Genomic DNA, 22,374 nt, shown 5'->3' on the forward strand with positions numbered 1-22,374 from the left:
CCGCCAGTCTGTCGGACAACGCCCTGGGTATACGGCTACTCGACCAGGTCACAGACACCTACCGGGCGATCTCCAAGACCTGGGTCGACAAAGGCTTCAAGAACACCGTGGTCGAGCACGGGGCCACCCTCGGTGTCGACGTCGAGGTCGTCTCCAGAAACACCGGGGCCCGCGGTTTCCACGTCGTGAAACGGCGTTGGGTCGTCGAGCGGACTCTGGGCTGGCTGATGTTCCACCGCCGTCTGGCCCGTGACTACGAGACCCTGCCCGCCAGCTCCGAAGCAATGATCCACATCGCCATGATCGACAACACGGCCAGGCGCGTAACGGGCGAATCGACACCAACCTGGCGAGATTCTCAATAGAAGAGAAGCCGCAATCAAGTCAAATCAAACATCCAGTCAGTTCCCGACCCGACGCTCGTTATGGCGCACTGTCAACGCCGCGATCACCGCCGCCGGACACCCTGGCACTCTCGACCTACACGGCCCGGACGCGCGGCCGGCCGCGACGACGCTCGCTGCCCTGTGCTGTCTCCAGATGCACCGGCCGGACGATGCCCGCGAGTTCGTCGAACGCCTGCCTGAGCCGCTCGTCGCCGGTGCCTTGCAGCTTGCCCGCTTCTCACTGGCCACCGACGGACCTGCGGAGCCGGTCATGCTCACGTGGTCACCCCGCATCGCCGGTCGCCTCGGCGATCGCCCGGCACAGCAGCGGGAACTGCTGAGCATCGTCGAAGCGGTACTCCGGTGAGCACCAGTCCTACTCCCGCCCCGGACTTGTGGCGCCGGAGCCTGCCCGCGATCGAGAGTGCCGCGACCGTGTGGACGGTGCAGGTCGCGACGCCGTGGCTCACCGATCCGGACCACCAACGGGTCCGGGACGACCTCGACCTCATCCTGTTCCGCCGAGCGCTCAAGGAGCAGACCGGCTTCTGCTTCCGGCGCGTCCTGCTCTACGACCCGCCGAGCGACCTCGGCGGCGCGCCGGACAGGTACGCCACCGCCCAAGCCGACCACACGGCCTGGATCGGACGGGTCCGCCGGCACCTTGCCGCCATCGGCGCCGAGGGGAGCGCCGGTGGGTCACTTCCCGACAGTTGCGAGTACACGGTCCGGCTGCTCATCCTCGGCCGGGCGGGCACACGCACCGCCCCGACGGTCGAAGATGGACTCTGGACCGAACCGACGCCACCGGCTGATGTCCAGGCCGCGTGGTCCGACCCGCGGTTGATCCCGCTCGACCCACACGAGGAACTCATCATCGGACCGCATCGGGACCGCAACCCACTGTGGCAGGGGGCGTTCCTTGACTGACGAGCCCTTCATCGACCCTGCCCTCGGCCTGCCGCTCGTCGGGCACCGTTCCCTGGCTGACCGGGGCGGGCCGGTCAGCATCTGCATTCCCGCCCACAACGAAGCCGAGACCATCACCGAGGTCGTCAGCGAGGCTCGACGAGCGATCGAGATACTCGGCACAGATGGTGAAGTCATCGTCGCGGCAAGCGCCTGCACCGACGAGACTGCGACGCTCGCCCGTGCGGCTGGCGCACGCGTGGTCGAAGCCGAGAAAGGCAAGGGCAACGCGGTCAAAGCCGCACTCTCGGAAGCTACCGGCACAGTCGTGGCGACTGTGGATGGCGACTTTCGATACTTTGGCTCCGAGCCGATCGCCGCGACGCTTCTTCGGCCGATCATGACGGGAATCGTCGACGCGACGATAGCCGACCTCTACTGGCGTCCGCTCTATCCGCAGATGTGGCTGTATGGATTCCTGGCTCCGCTAGCGGGCCGCATCTTCCCCGAGATGCTGCCCAAGGTCGGCGCGACCCCCTGGTCAGGGCAACGAGCCGCAGTCCGGTCCCTATGGCCTGCTGACCTGCCCGACGGCTTCACGGTCGACCTCACGCTGAACCTGGCATGGAACGACGCACCGGCGCGCGTCCGCCCGGTGCCTGTCGATGACTGGGTAAACCCACAACGCCCCAAACCTGAGTTGCTCCGGCAGGAGTTCGACGTCATCGCTGCACACGGGGTGGCTAAGGGCCGAATTAACCCCGGAGACGTTGATTTCCTGACCTCTTGGTTCACTCAGGCTCAGCATCGCATGGCCACCTACCGGCCCGACGTTGACGACGTCGATGAGTTTGAACAAATGCTACTTCGAGAAGGCGTTAGAACGATGCCACACCTTCTTGGGTAAGTATAACCGCAGCTCTCGGTTCAGTGCGGTACACGACGGCTGCCATGCACACCAGCTGACGCGCAGACCTCCCGTTTCGATCGACACCTACCGCCCTGCCTCCCAGTGGGAGGTCATGTCTAGATCTAGGGTGCTTACTCCACGGTGGATCAGCAGTAGTACGCTTCTGAAGACAGGTCATCAGCGCTGGCTGTAGGGGCATCCCGGCCGCATCGCCAGCACTCGATGTCACGGACTCTGTAGGAAGTGGCGATGCTGGATCGGGCTATGTCTCCCGAGAGCAAGATCTCGTCTACGCAAAATGAACAAGTGGACGCGTGGAACTTCTTTGTTTCGTACACGAGCGCCGATCGGTCCTGGGCCGAATGGATTGCTTGGGAGCTAGAGGGTAAAGGGTATAGGGTTCTTCTTCAGGCGTGGGATTTTGTTCCTGGCTCCCACTGGATGACTCGCATGGCGCAAGGTGTCGAGCAAGCGGAGCATACCTTGGCGATCATTTCGAGGGCCTACCTAGAATCCGTCTACGGAAGGGAGGAATGGCAGGCAGCACACAGGGCCGACCCGGGGGGCTTGAAGCGGAAATTGATTCCAATTCGCGTCGAAAATTGCCAGCGTCCCGACCTCCTAGGCGGAATTGTTTCCTTCGATCTGTTCGGGTACACCGAGGAAAGGGCCCGATATCATCTCCACTCGCAGATCCAGGATTCAATTCGCGGGCGCGCAAAACCCGCTGGATCGCCCCCATTCCCCAGCATCCCCACTGGGAATTCTGGCGGAAATGAAGTTGGACTCATAGCGCCCAATGAGCCTAGATCGGAGACTTCTCCAGAGTTTCCTGAGAGCGGTGCACCCAATTGGGCGCGGCCCACCCAAAAGCATCCTCGTAAAAGTTGGGGCCCCCGAAGAAGTATCCTAGCGGCCAGCTCTCTCCTTGCGATGATTGCGCTCGCTATCACAATTTACAGCACCGTAGATGGAGATGATAAGCCCACTATATCTGGCACACCAACGAGCACTAGCGCGCCTTCATCGCCGACTGGATCCGAGTCCATACGCCCGCTGGAACTCCATGCGCTCGGGAATGAGATGATCTCTGCCGGGCAGAACGTGAACTCTGTAGAGTACTCACCAGATGGTCGTGTGATCGCGAGCGGCAATGATTCAGGCCTCATAGAGCTTAGGTCTACATCCGACGTTCTCGATGCTAACGAGGTACGTAGCCTCAAATGCGGCAGCGAGGAAATCGGGCACGTGACCTTCTCCCCTGTGGGGGATCTCCTTGCCGCTGGAGCCCACGACGGACTCGTCTGTACCTGGGATATTTCAGACCCGCAGCAGCCCCGTCCACGCCACCAGTTCAAGGGGAGTGGGCCAGCCGGAGTGTCGTCGCTAGATTTCGATCGCATTGGTCGAAGCCTTGCCATTGGCAGCTACGATGGTAGCTCCTGGCTTTGGGATGTGTCGGGTTTGGATGCTCGAAAATCCAATGTACTACCGTTGACGCCTCGTACCGATAAAGGTTACGGGCCGGTTGTAGAGTTCGCACCGAACAGCGATACCCTCGCAGTAGCGAGCAACGCGGACAATAATACGATCAAGCAATGGGATATTTCTGACCCCGCCAACCCGATCCCACTCGGCGTGCCGCTGGAGGAGCTTACCGACTCCGTCATATTTTTGTCTTACTCTTCAGATGGCAAAACCCTCGCCAGCACCTACGGTGGTGGAGACGGAAGAGCGTGGCTATGGGATATCTCCGATCCCGACAGTCCGCATAGGTTGAAGAACCCAGTCAAGGTTGACACTCCAATCATTGTGGCCACTTTCGGCCCCAAGGAGAATCTGTTCGCGACCGGAAGCAGCGATGGCACGATACAACTTTGGGATGTAGCTAACCTGGAAGATCCTCGAAAACTGGGATCTCAGATGCCTGGGCACAGCGATTTTGTCGCCGCAGTTGATTTCGCCCCCGAAGGAGACACTGTAGTCTCTGGAGGGGGTCGTTCTATTCGATTCTGGTCCATAAGTTAATCACTCTTAGTGCGCGAAGGCCGCTTCCTTGATCGATCGGGGAAGCGGCCCTCGTCGTGTGTCAGGTGCAGCCGGTCAGTCGGCCGTAGAGCGCCAGTGCGAGTTCGGTGACGAACGCCTGTTCGTAGCGTTCCTCGGTCCGGAACGTGACCGGCTGGATGTCGACCAGATCGGCCGCGCGCCTACGACGCGCCGAGAGGGTCATGCCTGCAGTGCCCGGTGCCAGGCACAGCATGATCGACATGATCCGGTCTATCGGCGGGTCGAGCGCGTCGACGGTGTCAGCCACCAACCGCGCGGCTTCGAGTGCCCGTTGGGCGTCGGGCGGTGCCTCCTCACTCGGCTTTGCTGGGTTGAGCAGGTCGACGAGCGCCATACGGTCAAGCAGCGACCGGGCCCGTGCGCCGTGGCGCAGGGTTGCGCGCAGCTCGGAGCGGAGAGCCTCGAAGTCAACGGTCGGTGTGATCATCGCGGTTCGACAGGGGCCAGTGTGACCCCACGGCGTCCCCCGTCGGTTCGCCTCCTCTCTGTGGCGGGTGTCCCGGACCTTGCCGGGGGACGTGTTCCGTCCGGGACGACCCAAGAGCATGCCAGGTTTGCAGCTTGATCGCCATGTTTGCCTGCGTTTGCGTCCTACAACCGACGCTTGAGGCTCCCAGGGACGTTCCAAGGCCGTCCGATCACTACGGGCTGCACCTGCGCTGAGCTGCACGGATAGCAGTCAGCCAGCACTTTCCCAGCAGTCCTCCCACACTTTCACCGCGCATTGCCGACGTTCCGTACGCAGTTTTTCGCTCTCTCTCAACCGATACCCATCCGGAACTCGGCGTTCTGGCCTGCGAATGCCAACAGTCGACTGCCCCATGATGGGAAATGTCGAACGGCAGCCACCGGAAAGCGGGTCTGATAGGCGAACCCGCCGAGCGATGACTCCCAACAGAACACCCATCTACTGGAGGCAATAATGCGTCGCTACTACTATCGATCACCCTTCGGGACCATCCTCCGCTGGACGCTGGGGACCGGGGCCCTGTTCCTCTTCCTGGCCGGCCTTCAATGGCTCTTCATCAAGGTCATTCCCGCCATTCTTCCGTTCATGGTCGTCGGAACTCTTGTCGTCGCGGTCGCGTGGAGCGTCCACCGGCTACGGGAGTAGCGAGAAAACCTGATTCTCTGCGGCAGGAGCGAACCCCTTTGGAGGACCTGGCCGAGAACGCCAGTCAAACCGAGAGGATCACCCGCCATTTCATGTTGACTACCGCCGATCCGGCACCGAGTTCCAGAATTCCGTTTCTTTACCCACGACAGAAGGAGCTATAGAGATGTCCAACTCACGTAACGCGGGCACCACCGGGAGCGGCGACGCCACGGTTTTCGGGAGCCTGGTGTTGGCCGATCTGGAGAACCGCGCCACCCGAGCGTACGCCGATCACGGGGACGGCTACACCGCGTCATCTGTCCTGCATGTGCTGTGGATGGACCACGCCGACGAGTCCCTTCGGGAGGCGTTGAACCTCGTCTTCGCCGAGCTGGAGAGGCACCACACGAGGACGCGAAAGGCGTGGCACGACCTGTACAACGCGTGGGCGGTGGCCGCGGGGATCGAGCCCATTCCCGACGAGCCCGACGAGGGTCTCGGCGGTGACATCAGCGACGGCTGCGACTTCGGCTCCGACAGCGTGTGACGCCTCAAAATCCCGTTCGATTCTTCAAGGAAAGGATTCGACGTTCACCATGGTGAGCATCTCCATCGTCGTTCTTCTGCTCTTCGCGGTCGTGGTTCTCGTCCGCTCCTACCGACTCTCCATTTCGTCTGCGCTGCTGTGCATCGTTCTCGGCTTCTACCTGGCCTCGTCCAGACTCGCCCCGACGATCGGCGACATCATCGGCGAGGTTGTCGGGATCGTCTCGACCATCGGGGTTTAGGGGAACCGCATGCCGTCTTTCGTTCTCGCGGCGCTCGTCCTCTCGAATGCAAGCCTGTTCGTGATCCTGCTTATTCGACTCGCGGAGGAAAACCGCGAGGCCGCCGACCGGCGCCGCCTGGAGGAAATGTGGCGGCGTAAGGAAAACGCCACACCTACTCGCTGAATTCGCCCCGGGGCGCGGTCCTGACCGCCAAGACAGACGCCGCGCCCCGGGCTCCCCGCTCTCACGGAGGAACCACAAGTATGTCCGAGAATCCGTCCCCGGCACCGTCCGATCCGGCCGGTGCGCCGCCCCGCACCGGCGGGTGGGTGCCCGACGTCAGCCCCGAGGCGGTCAGCCTCGTCCCGTACGGGTCCGGCGACCGGCTACCCGCCACACCGGCGCAGATCGTGTACGACCTCGTGAAACCCGCACCGCGGGACGGCCGGTCCGACAGCGAGGACGTGGTCGTGACCGGTGTGCCGGTCAACCCGCCCGAACCGCCGCCGAGTCCATGGGCGCTTGCCCGGTCGGGCGCACGGCGGCCGGTCCTGCCGACCTGGTTGCGATCGTGGGCGGCACTGCGATCGGCGGCCCGGTGGTTCGCTGGCTACTGCTTCCACACGGCCCTGTTCCATGCCATCCGGCTACCCTTCTACGCCGCGGTGCTGGTCTGGCGTGCTCCCCGTGGCCTCGGGCGCGTGACGACCGGTACCGCCGGATGGCTGACCGATGCCGAGACTCGACCGGCCCGCGCGACGGCGATCCGTCGGGAGGAGACGAGCGAGTACCTCAGGTTGGCGAAGCTGCGGGACGCGCGCGTCCGCGTCCGCACCATCACGGCCTTCGCCGCGGGACTGCCGTCCATCGCGGCGTTCACGATCGCGTGGACGGCGACTCCCCCGGTCGTCCATCTGGCCATCCTCGCGGTTCTGGTCGGCATCCTCGGGATGCTCGGCGCGCCGGCGGACCGGCCACTCGTCGGCCCGGCCGTCACTCCGACGAAGGTCGGTCGGCTGACCGCTGACATCGTCGTCCGCGCGCTGGAGTCCCTCGGGATCGCTGAGATCAACAAGGCACGACGGGAAGGCGGCGGGATCACCTTCCCGGCACCCATCACCCGCGATGGGCCCGGATGGCGCGCGGACGTCGATCTCCCCTACGGGGTGACCGTGTCCGACATTCTCGACCGCCGGGAACGTCTCGCGTCCGGCCTGCGGCGTCCGATCGGGTGCGTGTGGCCCGAAGCCGTCCATGACACCCATGCCGGACGGCTCGTCCTGTGGGTGGGCGACGAGGACATGTCCAAGGCCAACGCCGCCGAATGGCCGTTGGCGCGGCGCGGCACCGCGGACGTGTTCGCGCCCCTGCCGTTCGGGTCCGATGCTCGCGGCCGGCCGGTCACGGTGCTCCTGCCGGAGAACAACGTCCTCGTCGGGTCGCTACCGGGCGCAGGCAAGACCTCGGCGGTGCGGGTGCTGTTGCTCGCCTGCGGGTTGGACCCGACGTCCGAAGTGTGGGTGTACAACCTCAAGGGCACCGGCGACCTGGACGCCGCCGAGAAGTTCGCCCACCGGTACGTCAGCGGCATCGACGATCCCAGCATCGAAGCCGCCCTCGTCGCGCTGCGGGACCTGCGCGCCGAGGTCGTCCGCCGGGCGGCGGCGATGAAGAACCTCCCGAAGGACCTGTGTCCGGACGGCAAGGTCACCCGCGCACTGGCCAACCGCCGCTCTCTCGGGCTGCACCTGCTCGTCGCGTTCTTCGACGAGTGCCAGAACCTGTTCACCCACCCCGTCTACGGGGAGGAAGCCGGCACCCTGGCCACCGACGTCATCAAGCTCGGACGGGCCCTCGGCGTCGTCCTCGTCCTGGCCACCCAGCGCCCGGACGCCAACAGCCTCCCGACCGGAGTGTCGTCCAGCGTCTCGGTACGGTTCTGCCTGCGGGTCATGGGCCAGGTCGAAAACGACATGATCCTCGGAACATCGATGTACAAGAACGGTGTCCGGGCCACCACGCTCCGGCCGACCGACAAGGGAATCGGCTACCTCGTCGGCGCGACGGACGACCCGCTCATCGTCCGCGCCGCTTACATTGACACGCCAACAGCAGAAAAGATAGCCGACCGGGCACGCGCCGCGCGTATCCAGGCCGGCACGCTCGCCGGAAACGCGGCAGGGGAAGCAGCGCCGACACCGACCGACAGGACATCGACCATTCTGGACGACGTGTTGGCCGTAATTCCAGCCAGCGAAACCAAGGTGTGGTCGGAAACGATCGTCGCCCGACTCGCCGAGCTACGCCCCGACGCATACACCGGGTGGGGCGCCGAGCAACTTACCGTCGCACTCAAGCCCTACGGGATTTCCCCCGGGCAGGTCTGGGGCACGACCACCGGCGGGAAAGGCGCCAACCGGCGCGGGATCGAGCGGCAGCAGATCGTCTCGGCGATCACGGATCGTAGCAGAATCGGGGGCGGTGGCTGACCGCTTGCGCTGCTAGGTCTAGCACCCCCACCTGCTAGGTCTAGCAGCACCTCTAGCAGCCTAAAGTGCCTCCGAGCTGGGCTCTAGTGACCTAGCAGGGCTCCGGCGGAGAGCTGCGAAACGGGCCAGATAGGCACTCTCGCCCCCTTCCCACCGCTACTAGACCGCGAGAGCTGGAGGTCACTCAACGTAGCAGCAGACGACGGGGTCGCATGGGACCAACCGGAACATCACACTCGCCAAAAGGAGCGAAATGCCTACGAAAATTTCCGGATCGGCGTCGACTACCGGAAACCCCGAAGAACGCGGTACGCGACTTTGGACAGCTAACGATCTGGCCCGCTACCTCGGCGTACCCGTCAACACCATCTACAAATGGCGAAGTACCGGGGAGGGCCCTCCGGCGTATCGAGTCGGGCGGTATCTCCGCTTCGATGCGGCGCAAGTGGCCGACTGGCTCGAGAAGCAGCGGAGATAATAGCACCGGAATCCTTTGGCCGCCAGGAGTTTCCAGCCCACGAATCGACGATAGCCAGTTGCGGCGAGTGGACCGCTCGACCCACAACCCGAAGACCGGCCGGCAGAGATCCATAGAGTAGAAACGGCCCCCGACACCTGGTCAGGTGTCGGGGGCCGCTCTGGTTTTCGGTGATGGAGTTCGGATTCTCCTTGTGGCGGAGCTGACCGGCGGCTCCGTCAGGCGACCGACGGCCGACCCGACATGGTCAGGAGCTTCTCCGTGTCGATCCGCAGTCACACGGGCTGACGAGCCACGTCCGCCGTGCGGCAACGCTCGGGTCGAGAATCCCGGTCATCGCCTCTACGTACCGGACGGCGAGCATGGCCGACGGCCGGTGGCGTAGCGGTGACGGCTGGCCGTCGGACTCGACGAACATCAGGTGTACCGGCCCCGGATCGTCGCTCGCGAGGATGACGACACGGGCGCCCGTCGTCGCGCCCATGGCCCTACTCACCGGTGAAGGCGCCGAGGGCCACTCCGACGGCGCTCAAGTCGGCGTCCTCGTCATCGTGGCCGATGACCTTGAACGACAGCTTGCCGTCCATCATCGACGCCAGGACGCACGCGATGGGCAGTGTGCGCAGTGCAGCCGCGAGCGTCGCAGGGTGGATGCCGTCCGGGACGGTCACCGTGACGTAGTGGTATGGGCCTGTTCCCTCCTCGTTGATCGTGAGCGTGGTGTCGGGGGCGCTCCCAGCGCTGGCGGTGCGCGCGGGAGCTGACAACATGTCGGACACGGTGTCGACCTCCTGAAGGGTCGGTGCCGAGGGCCGCCCCTGGTGCTGACTCACCGGGGGCGGCCCGCCCTCTTTTCGGGCTACTGGGCACGCTACACGCGCTCTTCCACCCTCGGTAGTCCTAGGGTGGAAGTCCCTAGGTTCGTAGTGGTGGGCCGGCTGATCACGATCTCCGAGGTGCAGGAGCTACTGCGCCCGTCGTCGCCGGACGGGCACCTCTCACGCCGTCGCGCGGACCAGATCACGCGGAAGGCCGGCTTCCCGGAGCCTGCACAGCGGACCCCGGCCGGCCGCTTCTGGGACGAGGACGACGTCCGCGCCTGGATCGCGGCGAACCGCTCGTCGGACGGCCCCGGCCCCGGCCCCGGCGATGGATGATCCAGGGTCACCACCGCGGCGCCTCAAGCAGCCCTCAGATAGACGACCGTCCGCCGATCGCCCCACGGTGATCGATGGACGCTTCGGCGGCCTCGGTCGCGGCGGTTGAGTCGCGGTAACCGGCTGTCGATACCCGCATCGGCGAAATGCACCGGCCGAACTGCCCTGCAAGCGGACTTCCAGCCCAGCACGCCAGATGGCCTTCCACCCAGAGGATAAACTGATCTACATGCAGGAATCCGTCCCACAATTCGAAACCGATGACCATTGGAGACTTCTAGCAAAACTAATCGATCTTTTTTTTAAGCGCATCACAAAAGATGTTCCAACAGTTTGGATACCAAACACTGAACATTCAGACCCGGCGAAGCTAGCGTCTAGCTTACTGCACGGACTTCAGTCGTCTCACATCTTCAACAGGCCGACCAACCTCTTCCTCGGTTCAGATCTGCAGGATATTCCAATTGATGGGGCCACCTTTTTTGTCCCCTCGTGGAAGATGCGCCGAGACATGAGACCGGAACCATACGAACTTGAAATAATGAGGTGTCGCCCGACCGGGCAGGACTCACTGCTCGGCACGATAATACCCTCAACCACCCTGACCTCCCGCTCCGCGCTGAAAGTGCGAGAGACTCTGGCGGCATCGTGGAAACCAGTCCTGGTAATTCACTCGACAGTCACCCTACCCGGATTGGGCTTAGTTTTTCATGTCACCATTCCATTTTTCGCCGATCGAAACACGAGCATTGATCAACTTTACATGTTCAGAGTTCCTCCAGAAGCAGAGAGCGCTGCCGTCCTCCGAGAGTTCAACAGAATAATTGAGGGCAAGTCACAGAGTTCCAGGTACGGCTACACCTCAATCCTGAAGACTTACGATGGAGAGGCCTTGACGTTTGGCCGACACGATCCTGAGGTATTAAATCTCAAACGAGAGGTCGCGAATCTCGGACCTAACATCGATATTGGAGAGATGTTCAGTCGGGGACCGAATCTGGTACGTTCGAAAGACGCGACGTGGCGCGAAGAGGAAATATACTCGGAGGGCCCAAGGATAATTACCGGACACGATATCGCTCGATATGGAGCGATCGGCCTTCCTGAGACTCAGAGGAAATCCTCAGAGGTAGCGTCCGAGCACCAACTTAAAGTTGGAGATCTACTTCTTCCCAGAATTTTTTCCTCCCGCAGGAAGAGTCTTGCAGTCGTTGAAGTAACGGAAGACCTTCTGCCTGCAGTGGCCCTTCAGTCAGTGCTGGTTCTGCGACCGAACCCGGAGTTCGATGAGCGGGATCACATATTTGTGAAGTACTACCTTCGATCGTCGATTGCCTATGAGATCATAAAATCGACCGCGAATGTATCACCAACGGGATCCGATGTTCGCCTGGATTGGAGTGAACTCCGGAAAGTTCTCTTGCCTCGCCCTGACGAGGCTTTGAAAGCCGCGCTCATGGAGCTCGATGACGCCGCTCGGCAGTTCGACGAGTGGAGGTCGCAGGCAGAGACAGTTCTTCAATCTTCATTTTCCGAGACTAGCAGTAAGGATATTAGACGACTGATAGTGGGTCAGGGACGTGAACTCCGACTTAGAAGCCAGGCGGCATCTCTCATCGGAGACTCGGCGTATACGATCCGGACGAGATATCCTTATCCAATTGCATACCGTTGGCGGCGAGTCGAGGCAGCCACAAGCGCTGGCGACTACCGCGGCGCCTACGAAGAGATCCTCGATAGCGCCGAGATTTTGCTTTGCTACCTAGCGCAAAGCGTGCTGGCGCTGGCGCAGAATAGCCAACTTGAGTTGGGTTTCAAGCAAAATCTGCGAAATCGACTGGCGAATGGCCGGGGTGGTCTAACTCTTGGCGACTGGATCGCGATTCTGGCAGAGGTCCGTGACGGAAAAATATTTCGGAGGCTGCCCGACGAGCATCCTTTGAGCGATTTTCGCGCCACATTGACTGACGCCGCTTTTGAGAGGGCTAGAGACCGCCTCTACAAACGAAGAAATGATCGCGCTCACTTGCGCGGCGTTGACGGGCCAGAGCTTCCCGATGCAGTCACAGAAATACTTGACGACCTCACGCAACTAATGACAGGTGCGAAATTTCTGACAGACCTGAAGCTTGTGCATGTGACCGGTGTCCACTGGGACAGCATGCGAAGCCAAGGAAGCATAACTCATCGCGAACTAATGGGAGATCATCCCGTTGTTCCGACGAAGATTTTGCAACACGATAAATCCGATATTGAGGTGGGCAGTCTATACCTGCAAGACAGGCAGGGTGGATTCTATCTACTGAGGCCATATCTGACCGGACGCCATTGCCCCAAGTGCCACCTATGGTCCACTTTTCATATTGATAGCGCAACATCTAAAATCATCACACTGAAGAGCCTTGAACATAGCCACACCCTAGTTGACCCATCAATTAATGCCGCACTCGAATATGTTGGAATCTTGTAGCTCTCTACCGTGCCAGTGATAGCAATTTTGGCAACAATGTCGACGAAATGCCAGGCTCGCACTGGTGGACGTCGTGTCCAGCGAGGACGGTGCCAGGCTGGCTACATTCGGCCGCCAGACTGGTCGCCCGTGGTTGTCTGGGGTGCGGCTGGTGACCTCAGATCGGTAGCGTCAGACTCGTCGATCACGCATGGCAGCCGGTGGGGTTGCCATGGCAACCTCGGCCATGTGGCAGTGCACCGCCCGTCAGGCCAGGGGCCAAGGCAGGTAGTCGGCGACTCTGCGATCCGGCCAGGACGGCCCACCGACAGCGAAGGACGAGCTACGTCGAAGATCAACGATGGCTGTCGACAGCTTCGCAAAGCGTGGGGTTACCGTGGGGTTTGCGATCTTCAAGATCTGCCTGGCAGACTCGAAAGTGGCTGCCTACCTGCGGGTTTGGTGGGGCGGGTGGGGCTCGAACCCACGACCGACGGATTATGAGTCCGCTGCTCTGACCGGCTGAGCTACCGCCCCGGCGGGCCACCGTGAGTGCGGCGACCGCCCCCCAAGAGTAGCGGTCCGGGTGATGTGCGGTCCGAAACGGTGGGCGGACCGGCTGGGGCGTCCGCAGGGCGGAGGGGGCAGCAGCCGCGACCGGCCGGGAGCACCCTTGCCGGTGCCGCCTGCCTCGGCACGGGTACGGGGTTCCGCGGGCCTGGTCGGGACGTGCCCCCCGGGTGCTCCCCCACCCTGGTCGGCGGGTGAGTGAGCATGATCGGGAGACACGTCCGCGTCCTGGCCCGGCCGGGCCTGCGTCGCACGGCGGAGCACGTCGACGGTGAGTGGGTGAAGAGCGGCTGCTACGACAGCGATCGCAGGGCGCGGGTCTTCGCCAGCATCTCCTCACGCCGACGCTGGCGCTCCTCGTCCGTCGAAGGCGGGCTCACCCAGAAGGAGAAGCACCAGTCCTGGATGGTGCCCATCGAGTCCCAGACGTACTGGATCTCGTAGCTCTGGCCGTCGACGGAGACGATGTGGTTCGGCCCCCAGTTTTCCTCGGTGGTGATCCACGGGTCGTTCCACTCGTCGGGCTGGGTCCGCTTGGTGCTGATGCTCTTGTCCGAGCCGACCGCGTCTCCGATCTCGCGGGGCTGCGCGGTGAAGAGGTAGGTACCGTCGGGGAGGCTGACGTCGATGTCCCACCAGTATTCGAGGTTGTCCTTGATTCCCTCGCTGTTGTCGACCCACATCACGTCCGTGGGGTTTCCCGAGTCCTCGTAAGGGGCGGATTCCGACAGGACGTCCCAGTACTTTCCCTGTTCCAGGGGGGCACCTAGCTGGCTGAACTGCAGCGACAGCGTCGGAGGCATCTGGTTCCAGACATACATCTGGTTCGTCATATGGCCACCCTTCGGTCGACGACGGACACAGTGTCTCCTACCCGTGACCAGGGCCTTTCATGGCAGGGTCTCCCCTTGACGGGCCATGATGGGGGTCCGCGTTCCTCTGAAACTCGCAGAAACGCACGAAAACTCACAGGAAGGCAGAACCTGCGCCCGCCTTTTGCTCGGGTACGGGTGACATGGCCGGATTCTGCTTATCGGTCATGCCACATGCCGTCGAGATACATGCCCCTCGAGAATCGCGGCGGTTTTCGCGGTGTCCGAATGATACGCCCGCGTGGCAGGAACGATACGCCCGCGTGGCAGGTCGGTGGTTCACGGGCTGGATTACGGACTGGGCCCCGGACCGGGCCACGAACTGGGTTCACAGCCGACGAAGGCGGCCGGGGGTGGCGGCTGTCGAGTTCGACGATCATGCGGTGCTGGTGTCCGGGGTGACTGGCGAGCGTCCACGACCGCCACCACGTCAGGGCGGGCAGTCGTCGCCCCGTCTCGCCCTCGCGCTACGCCGGGGTCCGGACGCCGCGCGACGGGCACCGCGGGCTCGTCCACGCCCGCCGGAGAGATCACCGAAAAAAGTTCGGGCGGGGATGTCGAGATGCCGTGGCTGGTTCCGTCCCCGGGGTGGACGCGGCCACAATGGGCCGCACCAGCACCGAGGAGAACCGTCATGGCCAAGTACCTGCTGCTCAAGCACTACCGTGGCGCGCCGGCTGCGGTGAACGACGTGCCGATGGACAGGTGGACGCCCCAGGAGATCTCGGCCCACATCCAGTACATGAACGACTTCGCGGCCCGGCTCGAGGGGACCGGCGAGTTCGTCGACGGCCAGGCGCTCGCGCCGGAGGGCACCTTCGTCCGGTACGACGGCGAGGGACGCCCGCCGGTCACCGACGGCCCGTTCGCGGAGACGAAGGATCTCATCGCCGGCTGGATGGTGATCGACGTCGACAGCTACGAGCGTGCCGTCGAGCTGGCCGGGGAGCTGTCGGCCGCCCCCGGGGCGGGTGGGAAGCCGATCCACGAGTGGCTTGAGCTGCGCCCGTTCCTGACCGCGGCGCCCAACATCTCCGAGTGCCACTGACCTCCGAGAGTGACCGCCGAGATCGGCCTCCGAGAGTGACCACCGAGGTGGACGAGGTTCTGCTGCGCGGCCTCAGCCCCCAGGTGCTCGGGATCCTCGTCCGCCGCGGGGCTGACTTCGCGGCGGCCGAGGACGCCGTGCAGGACGCGCTGGTCGAGGCGGTCCGCGTCTGGCCGGCCGATCCGCCGCGGGATCCGTTGGGCTGGCTGGTCACCGTGGCGTGGCGCCGGTTCCTCGACGGGGCCAGGGCGGAGGCGGCCCGCCGCCGCCGTGAGGGTCTCGTCGAGGAGGAGCCGGCGCCCGGGCCCGCGTCCGCGGTGGACGACACACTGGCGCTGTACTTCCTGTGCGCGCACCCGTCGCTGACGCCGGCGTCCGCGGTCGCGCTGACGCTGCGCGCCGTGGGCGGGCTGACCACCCGCCAGATCGCGCAGGCGTACCTGGTGCCCGAGGCGACCATGGCGCAGCGCATCAGCCGGGCGAAGCGGACCGTCTCCGGCGTGCGGTTCGACCAGCCCGGGGACGTCGCCACCGTGCTGCGTGTCCTCTACCTGGTGTTCAACGAGGGCTACGCCGGCGACGTCGACCTCGCCGCCGAGGCCATCCGGCTCACCCGGCAGCTCGCGGCGGCGATCGACCACCCGGAGGTCGCGGGGCTGCTCGCCCTGATGCTGCTCCACCACGCCCGGCGCGCGGCCCGGACCGCGCCCGACGGGAGCCTGGTGCCGCTCGCCGAGCAGGACCGCGGCCGGTGGGACACCTCGGCGATCGCCGAGGGTGTGGACGTCCTGCAGGCGGCCCTCGCCCGCGACCGGCTCGGCGAGTTCCAGGCCCAGGCGGCCATCGCGGCGCTGCACGCCGACGCGCCCACGGTCGAGGAGACGGACTGGGTGCAGATCGTCGAGTGGTACGACGAGCTCGCCCTCCTGACCGACAGCCCGGTCGTCCGGCTCAACCGCGCGGTGGCGATCGGCGAGGCCGACGGTCCGCGCGCGGGCCTGGCGGCGCTCGCGGGTCTGGACACCGCCCTGCCCCGCCACACCGCGGTGGCGGCGTACCTGCACGAGCGCGACGGCGACCTGGCGACGGCGGCCCGGCTGTACGCCGAGGCGGCCCGGAAGGCACCCAACCTCGCCGAGCGTGACCACCTGACCCGCCAGGCCGCCCGTCTCAACACCCGCCGGTGACACTGCCATCCGCCGGTGACGCTGACACCCGCTGGTTCCCACGCGGCGTTGCTATAGCTGGCCCTACCGGATAGTTTTAGGGAAAGCGCTTCCCAAGCGAGGTGACCGGATGCCTGGCAACCCCCCGCAACCGAGCGGGCCCGCGGCGGCGGGACGGACCCGGGTGCTGGTGGCGCCGGACTCGTTCAAGGGATCGCTCCCCGCGGCCGAGGCGGCGGCCGCGATCGCGGCCGGCTGGTCGTCGGCGAGGCCCGCGGACATGGTCGTCGCCCTTCCCGTCGCCGACGGCGGCGAGGGCACTCTGGACGCCTTCGCCGCCGCCGTCCCGGCTGCCCGCCGCCACACCCGGGCGGTGACCGGGCCGGACGGGCGCCGCGTCGCGGCCGCGGCCTGGCTCGCCCTGCCTGACGGCGTGGCGCTGGTCGAACTGGCACAGTCCAGTGGCCTGCCGCTGATGGCGGGTCCGGATCCGCTGCGCGCCCAGTGCACCGGGCTGGGTGAGATGATCGCCGACGCCGCGGACGCGGGGTCCCGCCAGATCCTGGTGGCGCTGGGCGGGTCGGCGTCCACCGACGGCGGGACGGGTCTGCTGACAGCGCTGGGTGCCCGTTTCCTCGACGCGGCGGGCCGGCCGATCGCCCCCGGTGGGGGTTCGCTCGTCGAGCTGGCCGAGGTCGACCTGACCGGGCTGCGCCGGCCTCCCCCGGGGGGCGTGCGCTGCCTGGTGGACGTCGACGCGCCGCTGCTGGGGCCCACCGGCGCCGCGGCGGTCTTCGGCCCGCAGAAGGGCGCCGGAGCGGCTGAGATCGCGCGCCTCGAGGCGGGTCTGGCCCGGCTCGCCGAGCTGCTCGGACGGGCCGGTGGGCGGGCGGGCGCGGCCGTACTGCCGGGGGCGGGGGCGGCGGGAGGCTGTGCCTTCGGGCTGGCCGCCGCCTTCGGGGCGGAGCTGGTGCCGGGGGCGGCCACGGTCGCGGCGCACGCCGGGCTGCCGGCCGCCCTCGCGCGGGCCGATCTGGTGGTCACCGGCGAGGGCCGGTTCGACCGGACGTCCCTGTCGGGGAAGGTGGTGGGCGAGGTGCTGGCGCTCGCCGCGCGGGCAGGGGTTCCCGTCCTGCTGGTCGCGGGCCGGTTCGGCGCGCCTGCGCCGGCCGGGGTGGCTGGCGCGGTGGCGCTGGCCGACCTGGCCGGCGGTGCGGCGGAGGCGATGGCCCGCCCGGCGCACTGGCTTCGACAGGCCGGTGCCAGCCTGGGTCAGGCGTCGGCCACGTCGGCCACGTCGGCCACGTCGGCGACGGCGGCCGCGGTGTCGCCGGCGGCCGCGGTGTCGCCGGCTCGTCCGACCAGCCGCTCGCAGCCCGCGACACCGCGGGGGCCATCCGCGACGATCACGTCGTAGCTCAGGGTGAGAGTCCCGCCGGGGGCCAGCTCGTGTTCGACGTCGTAGAACGGCGCCGGGCACACGGCGGCGAACACACCCGTGCGCACGAACCACTTCGTCGGATGGCAGTGGTTCGACGTGTGGTCGACGAACACCACGGTGGACGCCGTCCCCGCGCCGTCGTGCCGGCCGACGTAGCCGAGCCAGGGCCCCTGCCAGCCCATTCTCTCGTCGCCGCCGGTCCCGTCCGGAGTGACGACGACGCCGTCGGAGAAGGAGCGCGGTCCACGCCAGAACAGGCCGCTGTAGCCGGCCGCCTCGCGCCCTTTGGTCGTCGGGCTGCCGAAGGCCAGCGGTGTCGCACTGGTGCTGCGCATCGCGGTGGAGTACGTCAGCTGCCAGGCCCCCAGGTCGGGATGTGCCCGCACCGTGAACGCACGCCGCTCGGCAATGATCACGTCGCCGCCCTGTGTGATCCACTCCAGGTCCTCGACGACGTCCACGACGTCGACCTGCCCGGTGACGGCCGGCTCGGTGGTGACGGCCAGCCGGCCGAATCGGACGTGGTTCTGCGTGCCGTTGTTGTCGAGCTGGCGGTAGCCCTCGCCGCGCAGGTAGGTGCGGCCGCCCCAGAAGTTCTCCGTGCCCACGTGGGACAGTGCCCACGAGATCCCCTTGTGCCAGGTGTGGTCATGCGGCCGGTAGAGGCTGACCAGGGCACCGTCCAGGGTGCGTAACGGGTGGAAGTAGGGCCGCGGGGACTCCAGCCGCGGCTCCCAGGGCCGGTACACGTACCGGAGGATCTCGGTGCCGCGCCACCGCACCGTCACCGCCCGGTCCAGATCGTGGTGCAGGCTCAGTCCGGGGGCCGCGGGTTCGACGCCGCCGGGCCCGGCGACCTTGCCCAGCTCCAGCTCGCCCGCCGGCTCCAGCTCGCTTTCCGGCTCCAGCCCACCCGCCGGCTCTCTCGGTGTTTCTGTCTCTCGCACGGCTTCGCGTTCCTTTCGCTGCGGGTGGACGTCCGCCACCGCTGACGGCTCTGCCGCTCAGGGCCGGACGAGCTCGTCGGGGCGGGGGAAACGCGGGCCGTCCGTGACGGGCCAGCGCGGGTCGACGGTGAGGACGGCGGGCTGCTCGGCGGTGAGCAGCACCGTGTCCTCGATCTTGTTCCCGGGGGCGGTCGGATTCCAGGCGAACGCCTGGTCGACGGCGACGACGTCGGTGCCGCCGGGGGCCGCGCGGGGGTCGCGGCCGTGGTAGCCGGCGGCACCGCCCTGATGGTGGCGCCTCCACTCGTCCGGCTCGAACCCGGCCGCGCCGTAGGCGGCGGAGGCCTCTGTGAGGACGTCCGCCAGGGTCCGTCCGGGCGTGGTCGCCTGGAAGAACGCCTCCTCGACGGCCCGGATGCGGGCCGCGGTGGCGCGTTCGGCCGCCGTGGGCGGGGTGAAACGCACCCAGCGGGTGAGGTTCGCGATCAGACCCGCCCGCCGGCCGCAGACGACGACCATCGCCCGGCCGCCGAGAGGCGCGTCGGTGGGGAGCGGGTGGCGGTGGGCCGCGCGGGAGGCACCGCCGACGAGCACGGTGAGCGGGTCGGTTCCGCGTGCCGCGAGGGCTGCCGCGACCCGCGCCGCGAGCGCGCGTTCGGTCTCGTCGGGCCGGGTGGTGGTCAGGGTGTCGGTGAGCACCTCGGCGCAGTCCCGGCCGAGACCGGCGAAGCGCGCGGCTTCGGCCGGGAGCAGGCTCGCGCGGGCCTGGCGCAGTGGGCCGGCGAGCATCGACTCGTCGACGGCGCCGGGTGGGACGGCGGTGGCGAGTGGCTCGTGCCAGGGCAGCGCGGCCACGGGCAGCTCCGGGGGCAGCTCCTCCGCCGCGAGCCGGTCGCGCTCGTTGGCCGTGGTCACGACCAGGTCGCCGGTGCGGTCCACGACGACCCACACGACCGGGTCGCCGGCGAGGCCGACGTGGGTGCGGGCGCCGTCGAGGTACCACGAGACGGCGGTGTGCGAGCGCAGGACGACCGCCTCCGCCTGCGCGGCGTCCAGCACCGCCAGCACCCGCGTGCGCTTGGTGGCGCGGTCGACCGCGGACGGCCCGCTCCCGGCGGCCCTCGCCGGACCCGCGGCCCTCGCAGCACCCACGACTCTCACCGGACCCGCGGCCCTTGCGGCGTCGGCGGCCCTTGCGGCGTCGGCGGCCGTCGCGGCGTCGGCGCTCATCGCGCCGGCTCCCGGGCCCACGGCGCCCCGACCGCCGCGAAGCCGTGCCCCCGCACGGCGACCTGGTCGATCCAGCGGTCGACACCGTCGACGACGGGATGGCGTCCGGACTCGTCGTCCACCCAGCGCACATACCGGTCCGGGATGGGCGCCGGGTCGGGCGCCGTCCGGACGGCTTCGAGCACCGCGGTGAACGCGCCGGTGTCGACCAGCGGGCTGCGCAACGGGCCCGAGTGCGCCCGCGCGTCGAGAAGATCGAGGAGCAGGTCGGTGCGGCCGTGCTTCTCGGTGACCGGCGGACGTCCGTCGATCTCGATACGGACCGTGTCCAGCGTGTAGTGGAAGTCGATGCGGCCCCGTTCACCGAACACGGACACCACCGGCTGGCCCGGCCATTCGGCGCACAGGGTGAGGCCGAGGGCGATGCGCGGCCCGGTGGTGGTCGTGACGACGACGCTGGAGGTGTCGTCGGCTTCGATCGCGTTCGCGCGGTGCAGCTCGACCCGCACCGCGCGGACGTCCTCGGCGCGGCAGGCGCCGGCGAGACGCAGCGCGGTCGCGGTGGCGTGCGCGAGCGGGTTCGTGACGACACCGTCGACGACGGGGACTCCGTCCAGGACCCGCCGCCCCGCCCAGGGCGAACGCTGCCAGTACCGGGTGTCACGCAGCCAGGTGCCTGCCCCGCCGAGGTGCGTGACGGCTCCGACGGCGCCGTCCGCGACGAGGTCGCGGACGCGCTCGATCGCGTGCGAGCCGAGGCTCTGGAAGGCGACCTGGCAGCGGCGGCCGGTCGCGCGCTCCGTGTCGAGGAGGGCACGGAAACCGGCCGCGGTCGCGGTGGGCGGCTTCTCCAGAAGCACGTCGACGCCGGCTGTCATGAGCGCGGTCGCGAGCGGGGCGTGGGTGTGGATGGGGGTGCACAGGATCGCGACGTCGGGTGCCGCCCCGGCGGCGAGGAGGTCGTCGACGCCGGCGAACCACGGCCGTTCCGTCCGGGGGCGGTTCGGGTCGACGACGGCGGCGAAGGTCAGGACGCCCTGCGCCTCGAACTGTTCGAGGCGGGCGGTGTGACTGCGCCCGTGTCCGTGGGCGCCGACGAGAGCGACGGTCGGTCGGTGGCTCACGCCCGCACCCCCGCGGTGCTCGCCCGGACGACGATCTCGGGCCGGTGCAGGAACGGTGCCGTCGGGACGGTTCCGTGGATCGCCTCGTGCAGCAGGTTCCAGGCCTGCGCGCCCAGTTCCAGCTGCGCGACCGCGACGGTTGTCAGCGGCGGCGTCGCATAGGCGGCGAAGGGGATGTCGTCGAAACCGGCCACGGAGACCTCGCCCGGCACGTCGACGCCGCTCTCCCGCAGCCCGGTCAGGAGGCCGAACGCGACCAGGTCGTTGAAGGCCAGCGCGGCGGTGCACCGGGAGGCGAGGAAGTCGGGGGCGACGCGGTGCCCGTCCTCGATCCGCGCGCCCGTCGGCAGGATCGTGAACTCGACGTCGGCGGAGGCTGCGAGCACCGGGCCGAACCCTTCGCGGCGCAGCGCGTCGGAGGTCGATCCCGCGGGCCCGGCGAGGTAGGCGATCCGCCGATGTCCGAGGGAGACGAGATGCTCGGCGAGCGCCTGGGAGCCCGCGGCGTAGTCGACGACGACGGTGGGGACGCCCGGGTCCGAGGCGCGGCGGTTGACGAGGACGACGGGTTCGAGCCGGGGCAGCAGGGTCCGTAACACGTCGTCGGGCATGCGGGGGGCGCAGAACACGAGCGCGTCGCAGCGGCGGCGGGCCTCGGCCGCCACGTCGCTCTCGACCTCGGCGTGTTCCTCGGTGTCCGCGACCAGCACCCGGTAGCCGCTCGTCGCGGCCGCCCGGGTGACGCCGCGCAGCACGGACTGGAACATGGGGTTCTCCAGATCGGGGACGACGACGGCGACCGTCTGGGTGCTGCCCAGCGAGAGGCTGCGGGCGAGGGTGCTCGGGTGGTACTCAAGCAGGGCGATCGCGGCGGAGACCCGTTCGGCGATCTCCGGCGCGACCGTCGACAGCCCGTTGACCACCCGCGAGACCGTGGCCCGGGAGACCCCGGCCAGCTCGGCGACATCGGAGATCGTCGCCGGTCTGCGTGCCGGCCGTGGCGACGAGTCCTCCGGTCTCGCCACGGACGCGTCGCCGCCGGGTGGCTCCACGCCGGACTCCACGCCGGGCGGCGCGTTTCCGGGCGGCTCGTTCTTCAGGGGCCCGGATGCCTCGTCCGCGGCCGGCGGGACTCCGACCGGGGTCTTCGAAAGTGGCCGGACGACAGTCAACCTCACTCCGTTCCGTCGAGGGGGACGCGAGCTCGCGCACACCCACGCCCGCCACCGGGCCTCGCGGCTCTCCGGGTGCGGGCAACCTGC

General features: G+C 67.1%; 23 protein-coding genes, 1 tRNA gene and 2 pseudogenes. 17 read left to right on the forward strand and 9 right to left on the reverse strand.

Annotated features, from left to right (window positions below; genetic code table 11):
* The 6 genes and pseudogenes from B207_RS0116220 to B207_RS41535 all read left to right on the forward strand — a co-directional run.
* Positions 1-365 (forward strand): transposase (locus B207_RS0116220; RefSeq protein WP_018637615.1); only part of this gene is annotated, 365 nt, incomplete at its 5' end.
* A gap of 175 nt (positions 366-540) precedes the next feature.
* Positions 541-753: a hypothetical protein gene (locus tag B207_RS41525; protein WP_018637616.1), complete on the forward strand. Its 213-nt coding sequence runs from the start codon at positions 541-543 to the stop codon at positions 751-753.
* Complete coding sequence (locus tag B207_RS0116230) at positions 750-1,316, forward strand: hypothetical protein (RefSeq protein WP_230205050.1); 567 nt, start codon at positions 750-752, stop codon at positions 1,314-1,316. Before B207_RS41525 ends, B207_RS0116230 begins: the two co-directional genes overlap by 4 nt.
* Complete coding sequence (locus B207_RS0116235) at positions 1,309-2,202, forward strand: glycosyltransferase (protein WP_018637618.1); 894 nt, start codon at positions 1,309-1,311, stop codon at positions 2,200-2,202. The genes B207_RS0116230 and B207_RS0116235 overlap by 8 nt, the downstream gene beginning before the upstream one ends.
* A gap of 267 nt (positions 2,203-2,469) precedes the next feature.
* Positions 2,470-2,862, forward strand: a pseudogene (locus B207_RS41530) (toll/interleukin-1 receptor domain-containing protein); the annotation flags it as partial.
* Between the two features lie 426 nt (positions 2,863-3,288).
* Complete coding sequence (locus B207_RS41535) at positions 3,289-4,233, forward strand: WD40 repeat domain-containing protein (protein WP_230205056.1); 945 nt, start codon at positions 3,289-3,291, stop codon at positions 4,231-4,233.
* Between the two features lie 61 nt (positions 4,234-4,294).
* On the opposite strand, the gene B207_RS0116240 is transcribed toward B207_RS41535, so the two are convergent.
* Positions 4,295-4,702 carry a hypothetical protein gene (locus B207_RS0116240; RefSeq protein ID WP_018637619.1) on the reverse strand — a complete coding sequence of 136 codons (408 nt, stop codon included), beginning with the start codon at positions 4,700-4,702 and terminating at the stop codon, positions 4,295-4,297.
* A 495-nt stretch (positions 4,703-5,197) separates the two neighbouring features.
* Between B207_RS0116240 and B207_RS0116245 the strand changes: the two genes are divergently transcribed.
* From B207_RS0116245 to B207_RS38425, 6 genes are all read left to right on the forward strand, one after another.
* Positions 5,198-5,389, forward strand: coding sequence for a hypothetical protein (locus tag B207_RS0116245; protein WP_018637620.1), 192 nt, complete (start codon positions 5,198-5,200; stop codon positions 5,387-5,389).
* A gap of 166 nt (positions 5,390-5,555) precedes the next feature.
* Entirely contained in the window at positions 5,556-5,918 is a 363-nt protein-coding gene (locus tag B207_RS0116250; protein WP_018637621.1) for a hypothetical protein, read from the forward strand.
* A 49-nt stretch (positions 5,919-5,967) separates the two neighbouring features.
* Positions 5,968-6,159, forward strand: a complete 192-nt coding sequence (locus B207_RS0116255; protein WP_018637622.1) for a hypothetical protein — start codon at positions 5,968-5,970, stop codon at positions 6,157-6,159.
* A 9-nt stretch (positions 6,160-6,168) separates the two neighbouring features.
* A complete protein-coding gene (locus B207_RS39815; protein WP_154675397.1) occupies positions 6,169-6,324 on the forward strand; it encodes a hypothetical protein in 156 nt (51 codons plus the stop codon).
* 80 nt (positions 6,325-6,404) lie between these two features.
* Entirely contained in the window at positions 6,405-8,630 is a 2,226-nt protein-coding gene (locus B207_RS0116260; protein ID WP_018637623.1) for a P-loop NTPase family protein, read from the forward strand.
* A 253-nt stretch (positions 8,631-8,883) separates the two neighbouring features.
* Positions 8,884-9,108, forward strand: coding sequence for a helix-turn-helix domain-containing protein (locus tag B207_RS38425; protein ID WP_084692173.1), 225 nt, complete (start codon positions 8,884-8,886; stop codon positions 9,106-9,108).
* Positions 9,109-9,355: 247 nt separating this feature from the next.
* Here B207_RS38425 and B207_RS0116265 read toward each other — a convergent pair whose 3' ends face one another.
* Both B207_RS0116265 and B207_RS0116270 read right to left on the reverse strand, forming a co-directional pair.
* Positions 9,356-9,592 (reverse strand): hypothetical protein, encoded by a 237-nt coding sequence (locus B207_RS0116265; protein ID WP_018637624.1) that lies wholly within the window; start codon positions 9,590-9,592, stop codon positions 9,356-9,358.
* 4 nt (positions 9,593-9,596) lie between these two features.
* Positions 9,597-9,878: a hypothetical protein gene (locus B207_RS0116270; RefSeq protein ID WP_230205057.1), complete on the reverse strand. Its 282-nt coding sequence runs from the start codon at positions 9,876-9,878 to the stop codon at positions 9,597-9,599.
* Between the two features lie 159 nt (positions 9,879-10,037).
* Here B207_RS0116270 and B207_RS0116275 point away from each other — a divergent pair, with 159 nt between their 5' ends.
* A complete protein-coding gene (locus B207_RS0116275) occupies positions 10,038-10,265 on the forward strand; it encodes a helix-turn-helix transcriptional regulator (RefSeq protein WP_035740922.1) in 228 nt (75 codons plus the stop codon).
* A 196-nt stretch (positions 10,266-10,461) separates the two neighbouring features.
* Entirely contained in the window at positions 10,462-12,735 is a 2,274-nt protein-coding gene (locus B207_RS39820; RefSeq protein ID WP_154675398.1) for a restriction endonuclease subunit S domain-containing protein, read from the forward strand.
* 439 nt (positions 12,736-13,174) lie between these two features.
* Here B207_RS39820 and B207_RS0116280 read toward each other — a convergent pair.
* A tRNA-Ile gene (locus tag B207_RS0116280) sits at positions 13,175-13,251 on the reverse strand.
* A gap of 326 nt (positions 13,252-13,577) precedes the next feature.
* A complete protein-coding gene (locus B207_RS0116285; protein ID WP_018637627.1) occupies positions 13,578-14,117 on the reverse strand; it encodes a hypothetical protein in 540 nt (179 codons plus the stop codon).
* Between the two features lie 673 nt (positions 14,118-14,790).
* Between B207_RS0116285 and B207_RS0116290 the strand changes: the two genes are divergently transcribed.
* The 3 genes from B207_RS0116290 (at position 14,791) to B207_RS38430 (ending at position 17,787) form a co-directional block, all read left to right on the forward strand.
* Positions 14,791-15,204 (forward strand): YciI family protein, encoded by a 414-nt coding sequence (locus tag B207_RS0116290; RefSeq protein WP_018637628.1) that lies wholly within the window; start codon positions 14,791-14,793, stop codon positions 15,202-15,204.
* A gap of 47 nt (positions 15,205-15,251) precedes the next feature.
* Positions 15,252-16,391 (forward strand): RNA polymerase sigma factor, encoded by a 1,140-nt coding sequence (locus B207_RS0116295; protein ID WP_026311115.1) that lies wholly within the window; start codon positions 15,252-15,254, stop codon positions 16,389-16,391.
* Between the two features lie 109 nt (positions 16,392-16,500).
* Positions 16,501-17,787 carry a glycerate kinase gene (locus B207_RS38430; protein WP_084692174.1) on the forward strand — a complete coding sequence of 429 codons (1,287 nt, stop codon included), beginning with the start codon at positions 16,501-16,503 and terminating at the stop codon, positions 17,785-17,787.
* A 32-nt stretch (positions 17,788-17,819) separates the two neighbouring features.
* Here B207_RS38430 and B207_RS34165 read toward each other — a convergent pair.
* From B207_RS34165 to B207_RS0116330, 4 genes and pseudogenes are all read right to left on the reverse strand, one after another.
* Positions 17,820-18,797, reverse strand: a pseudogene (locus B207_RS34165) (DUF6807 domain-containing protein); the annotation flags it as partial.
* Between the two features lie 18 nt (positions 18,798-18,815).
* Complete coding sequence (locus tag B207_RS0116320) at positions 18,816-20,009, reverse strand: M24 family metallopeptidase (protein ID WP_018637631.1); 1,194 nt, start codon at positions 20,007-20,009, stop codon at positions 18,816-18,818.
* Positions 19,985-21,112 (reverse strand): Gfo/Idh/MocA family protein, encoded by a 1,128-nt coding sequence (locus tag B207_RS0116325; RefSeq protein WP_018637632.1) that lies wholly within the window; start codon positions 21,110-21,112, stop codon positions 19,985-19,987. Before B207_RS0116325 ends, B207_RS0116320 begins: the two co-directional genes overlap by 25 nt.
* On the reverse strand, positions 21,109-22,284 hold the full coding sequence (locus B207_RS0116330) for a LacI family DNA-binding transcriptional regulator (protein WP_018637633.1): 1,176 nt from the start codon (positions 22,282-22,284) through the stop codon (positions 21,109-21,111). The genes B207_RS0116325 and B207_RS0116330 overlap by 4 nt, the downstream gene beginning before the upstream one ends.
* Positions 22,285-22,374: the final 90 nt, after the last annotated feature.

This window comes from Parafrankia elaeagni (genome assembly GCF_000374165.1).
Lineage (GTDB): Bacteria > Actinomycetota > Actinomycetes > Frankiales > Frankiaceae > Parafrankia > Parafrankia elaeagni.

What these genes read in the sequence shown, in the direction of transcription:
- B207_RS41525 (WP_018637616.1), top strand. Translation starts at nt 541, where the DNA reads ATGCACCGGCCGGACGATGCCCGCGAGTTCGTCGAACGCCTGCCTGAG.
- B207_RS41535 (WP_230205056.1), top strand. Translation starts at nt 3,289, where the DNA reads ATGATCTCTGCCGGGCAGAACGTGAACTCTGTAGAGTACTCACCAGAT.
- B207_RS0116240 (WP_018637619.1), bottom strand. Translation starts at nt 4,702, where the DNA reads ATGATCACACCGACCGTTGACTTCGAGGCTCTCCGCTCCGAGCTGCGC.
- B207_RS0116245 (WP_018637620.1), top strand. Translation starts at nt 5,198, where the DNA reads ATGCGTCGCTACTACTATCGATCACCCTTCGGGACCATCCTCCGCTGG.
- B207_RS0116250 (WP_018637621.1), top strand. Translation starts at nt 5,556, where the DNA reads ATGTCCAACTCACGTAACGCGGGCACCACCGGGAGCGGCGACGCCACG.
- B207_RS0116255 (WP_018637622.1), top strand. Translation starts at nt 5,968, where the DNA reads ATGGTGAGCATCTCCATCGTCGTTCTTCTGCTCTTCGCGGTCGTGGTT.
- B207_RS39815 (WP_154675397.1), top strand. Translation starts at nt 6,169, where the DNA reads ATGCCGTCTTTCGTTCTCGCGGCGCTCGTCCTCTCGAATGCAAGCCTG.
- B207_RS0116260 (WP_018637623.1), top strand. Translation starts at nt 6,405, where the DNA reads ATGTCCGAGAATCCGTCCCCGGCACCGTCCGATCCGGCCGGTGCGCCG.
- B207_RS38425 (WP_084692173.1), top strand. Translation starts at nt 8,884, where the DNA reads ATGCCTACGAAAATTTCCGGATCGGCGTCGACTACCGGAAACCCCGAA.
- B207_RS0116265 (WP_018637624.1), bottom strand. Translation starts at nt 9,592, where the DNA reads ATGGGCGCGACGACGGGCGCCCGTGTCGTCATCCTCGCGAGCGACGAT.
- B207_RS0116270 (WP_230205057.1), bottom strand. Translation starts at nt 9,878, where the DNA reads ATGTTGTCAGCTCCCGCGCGCACCGCCAGCGCTGGGAGCGCCCCCGAC.
- B207_RS39820 (WP_154675398.1), top strand. Translation starts at nt 10,462, where the DNA reads ATGGCCTTCCACCCAGAGGATAAACTGATCTACATGCAGGAATCCGTC.
- B207_RS0116285 (WP_018637627.1), bottom strand. Translation starts at nt 14,117, where the DNA reads ATGACGAACCAGATGTATGTCTGGAACCAGATGCCTCCGACGCTGTCG.
- B207_RS0116290 (WP_018637628.1), top strand. Translation starts at nt 14,791, where the DNA reads ATGGCCAAGTACCTGCTGCTCAAGCACTACCGTGGCGCGCCGGCTGCG.
- B207_RS38430 (WP_084692174.1), top strand. Translation starts at nt 16,501, where the DNA reads ATGCCTGGCAACCCCCCGCAACCGAGCGGGCCCGCGGCGGCGGGACGG.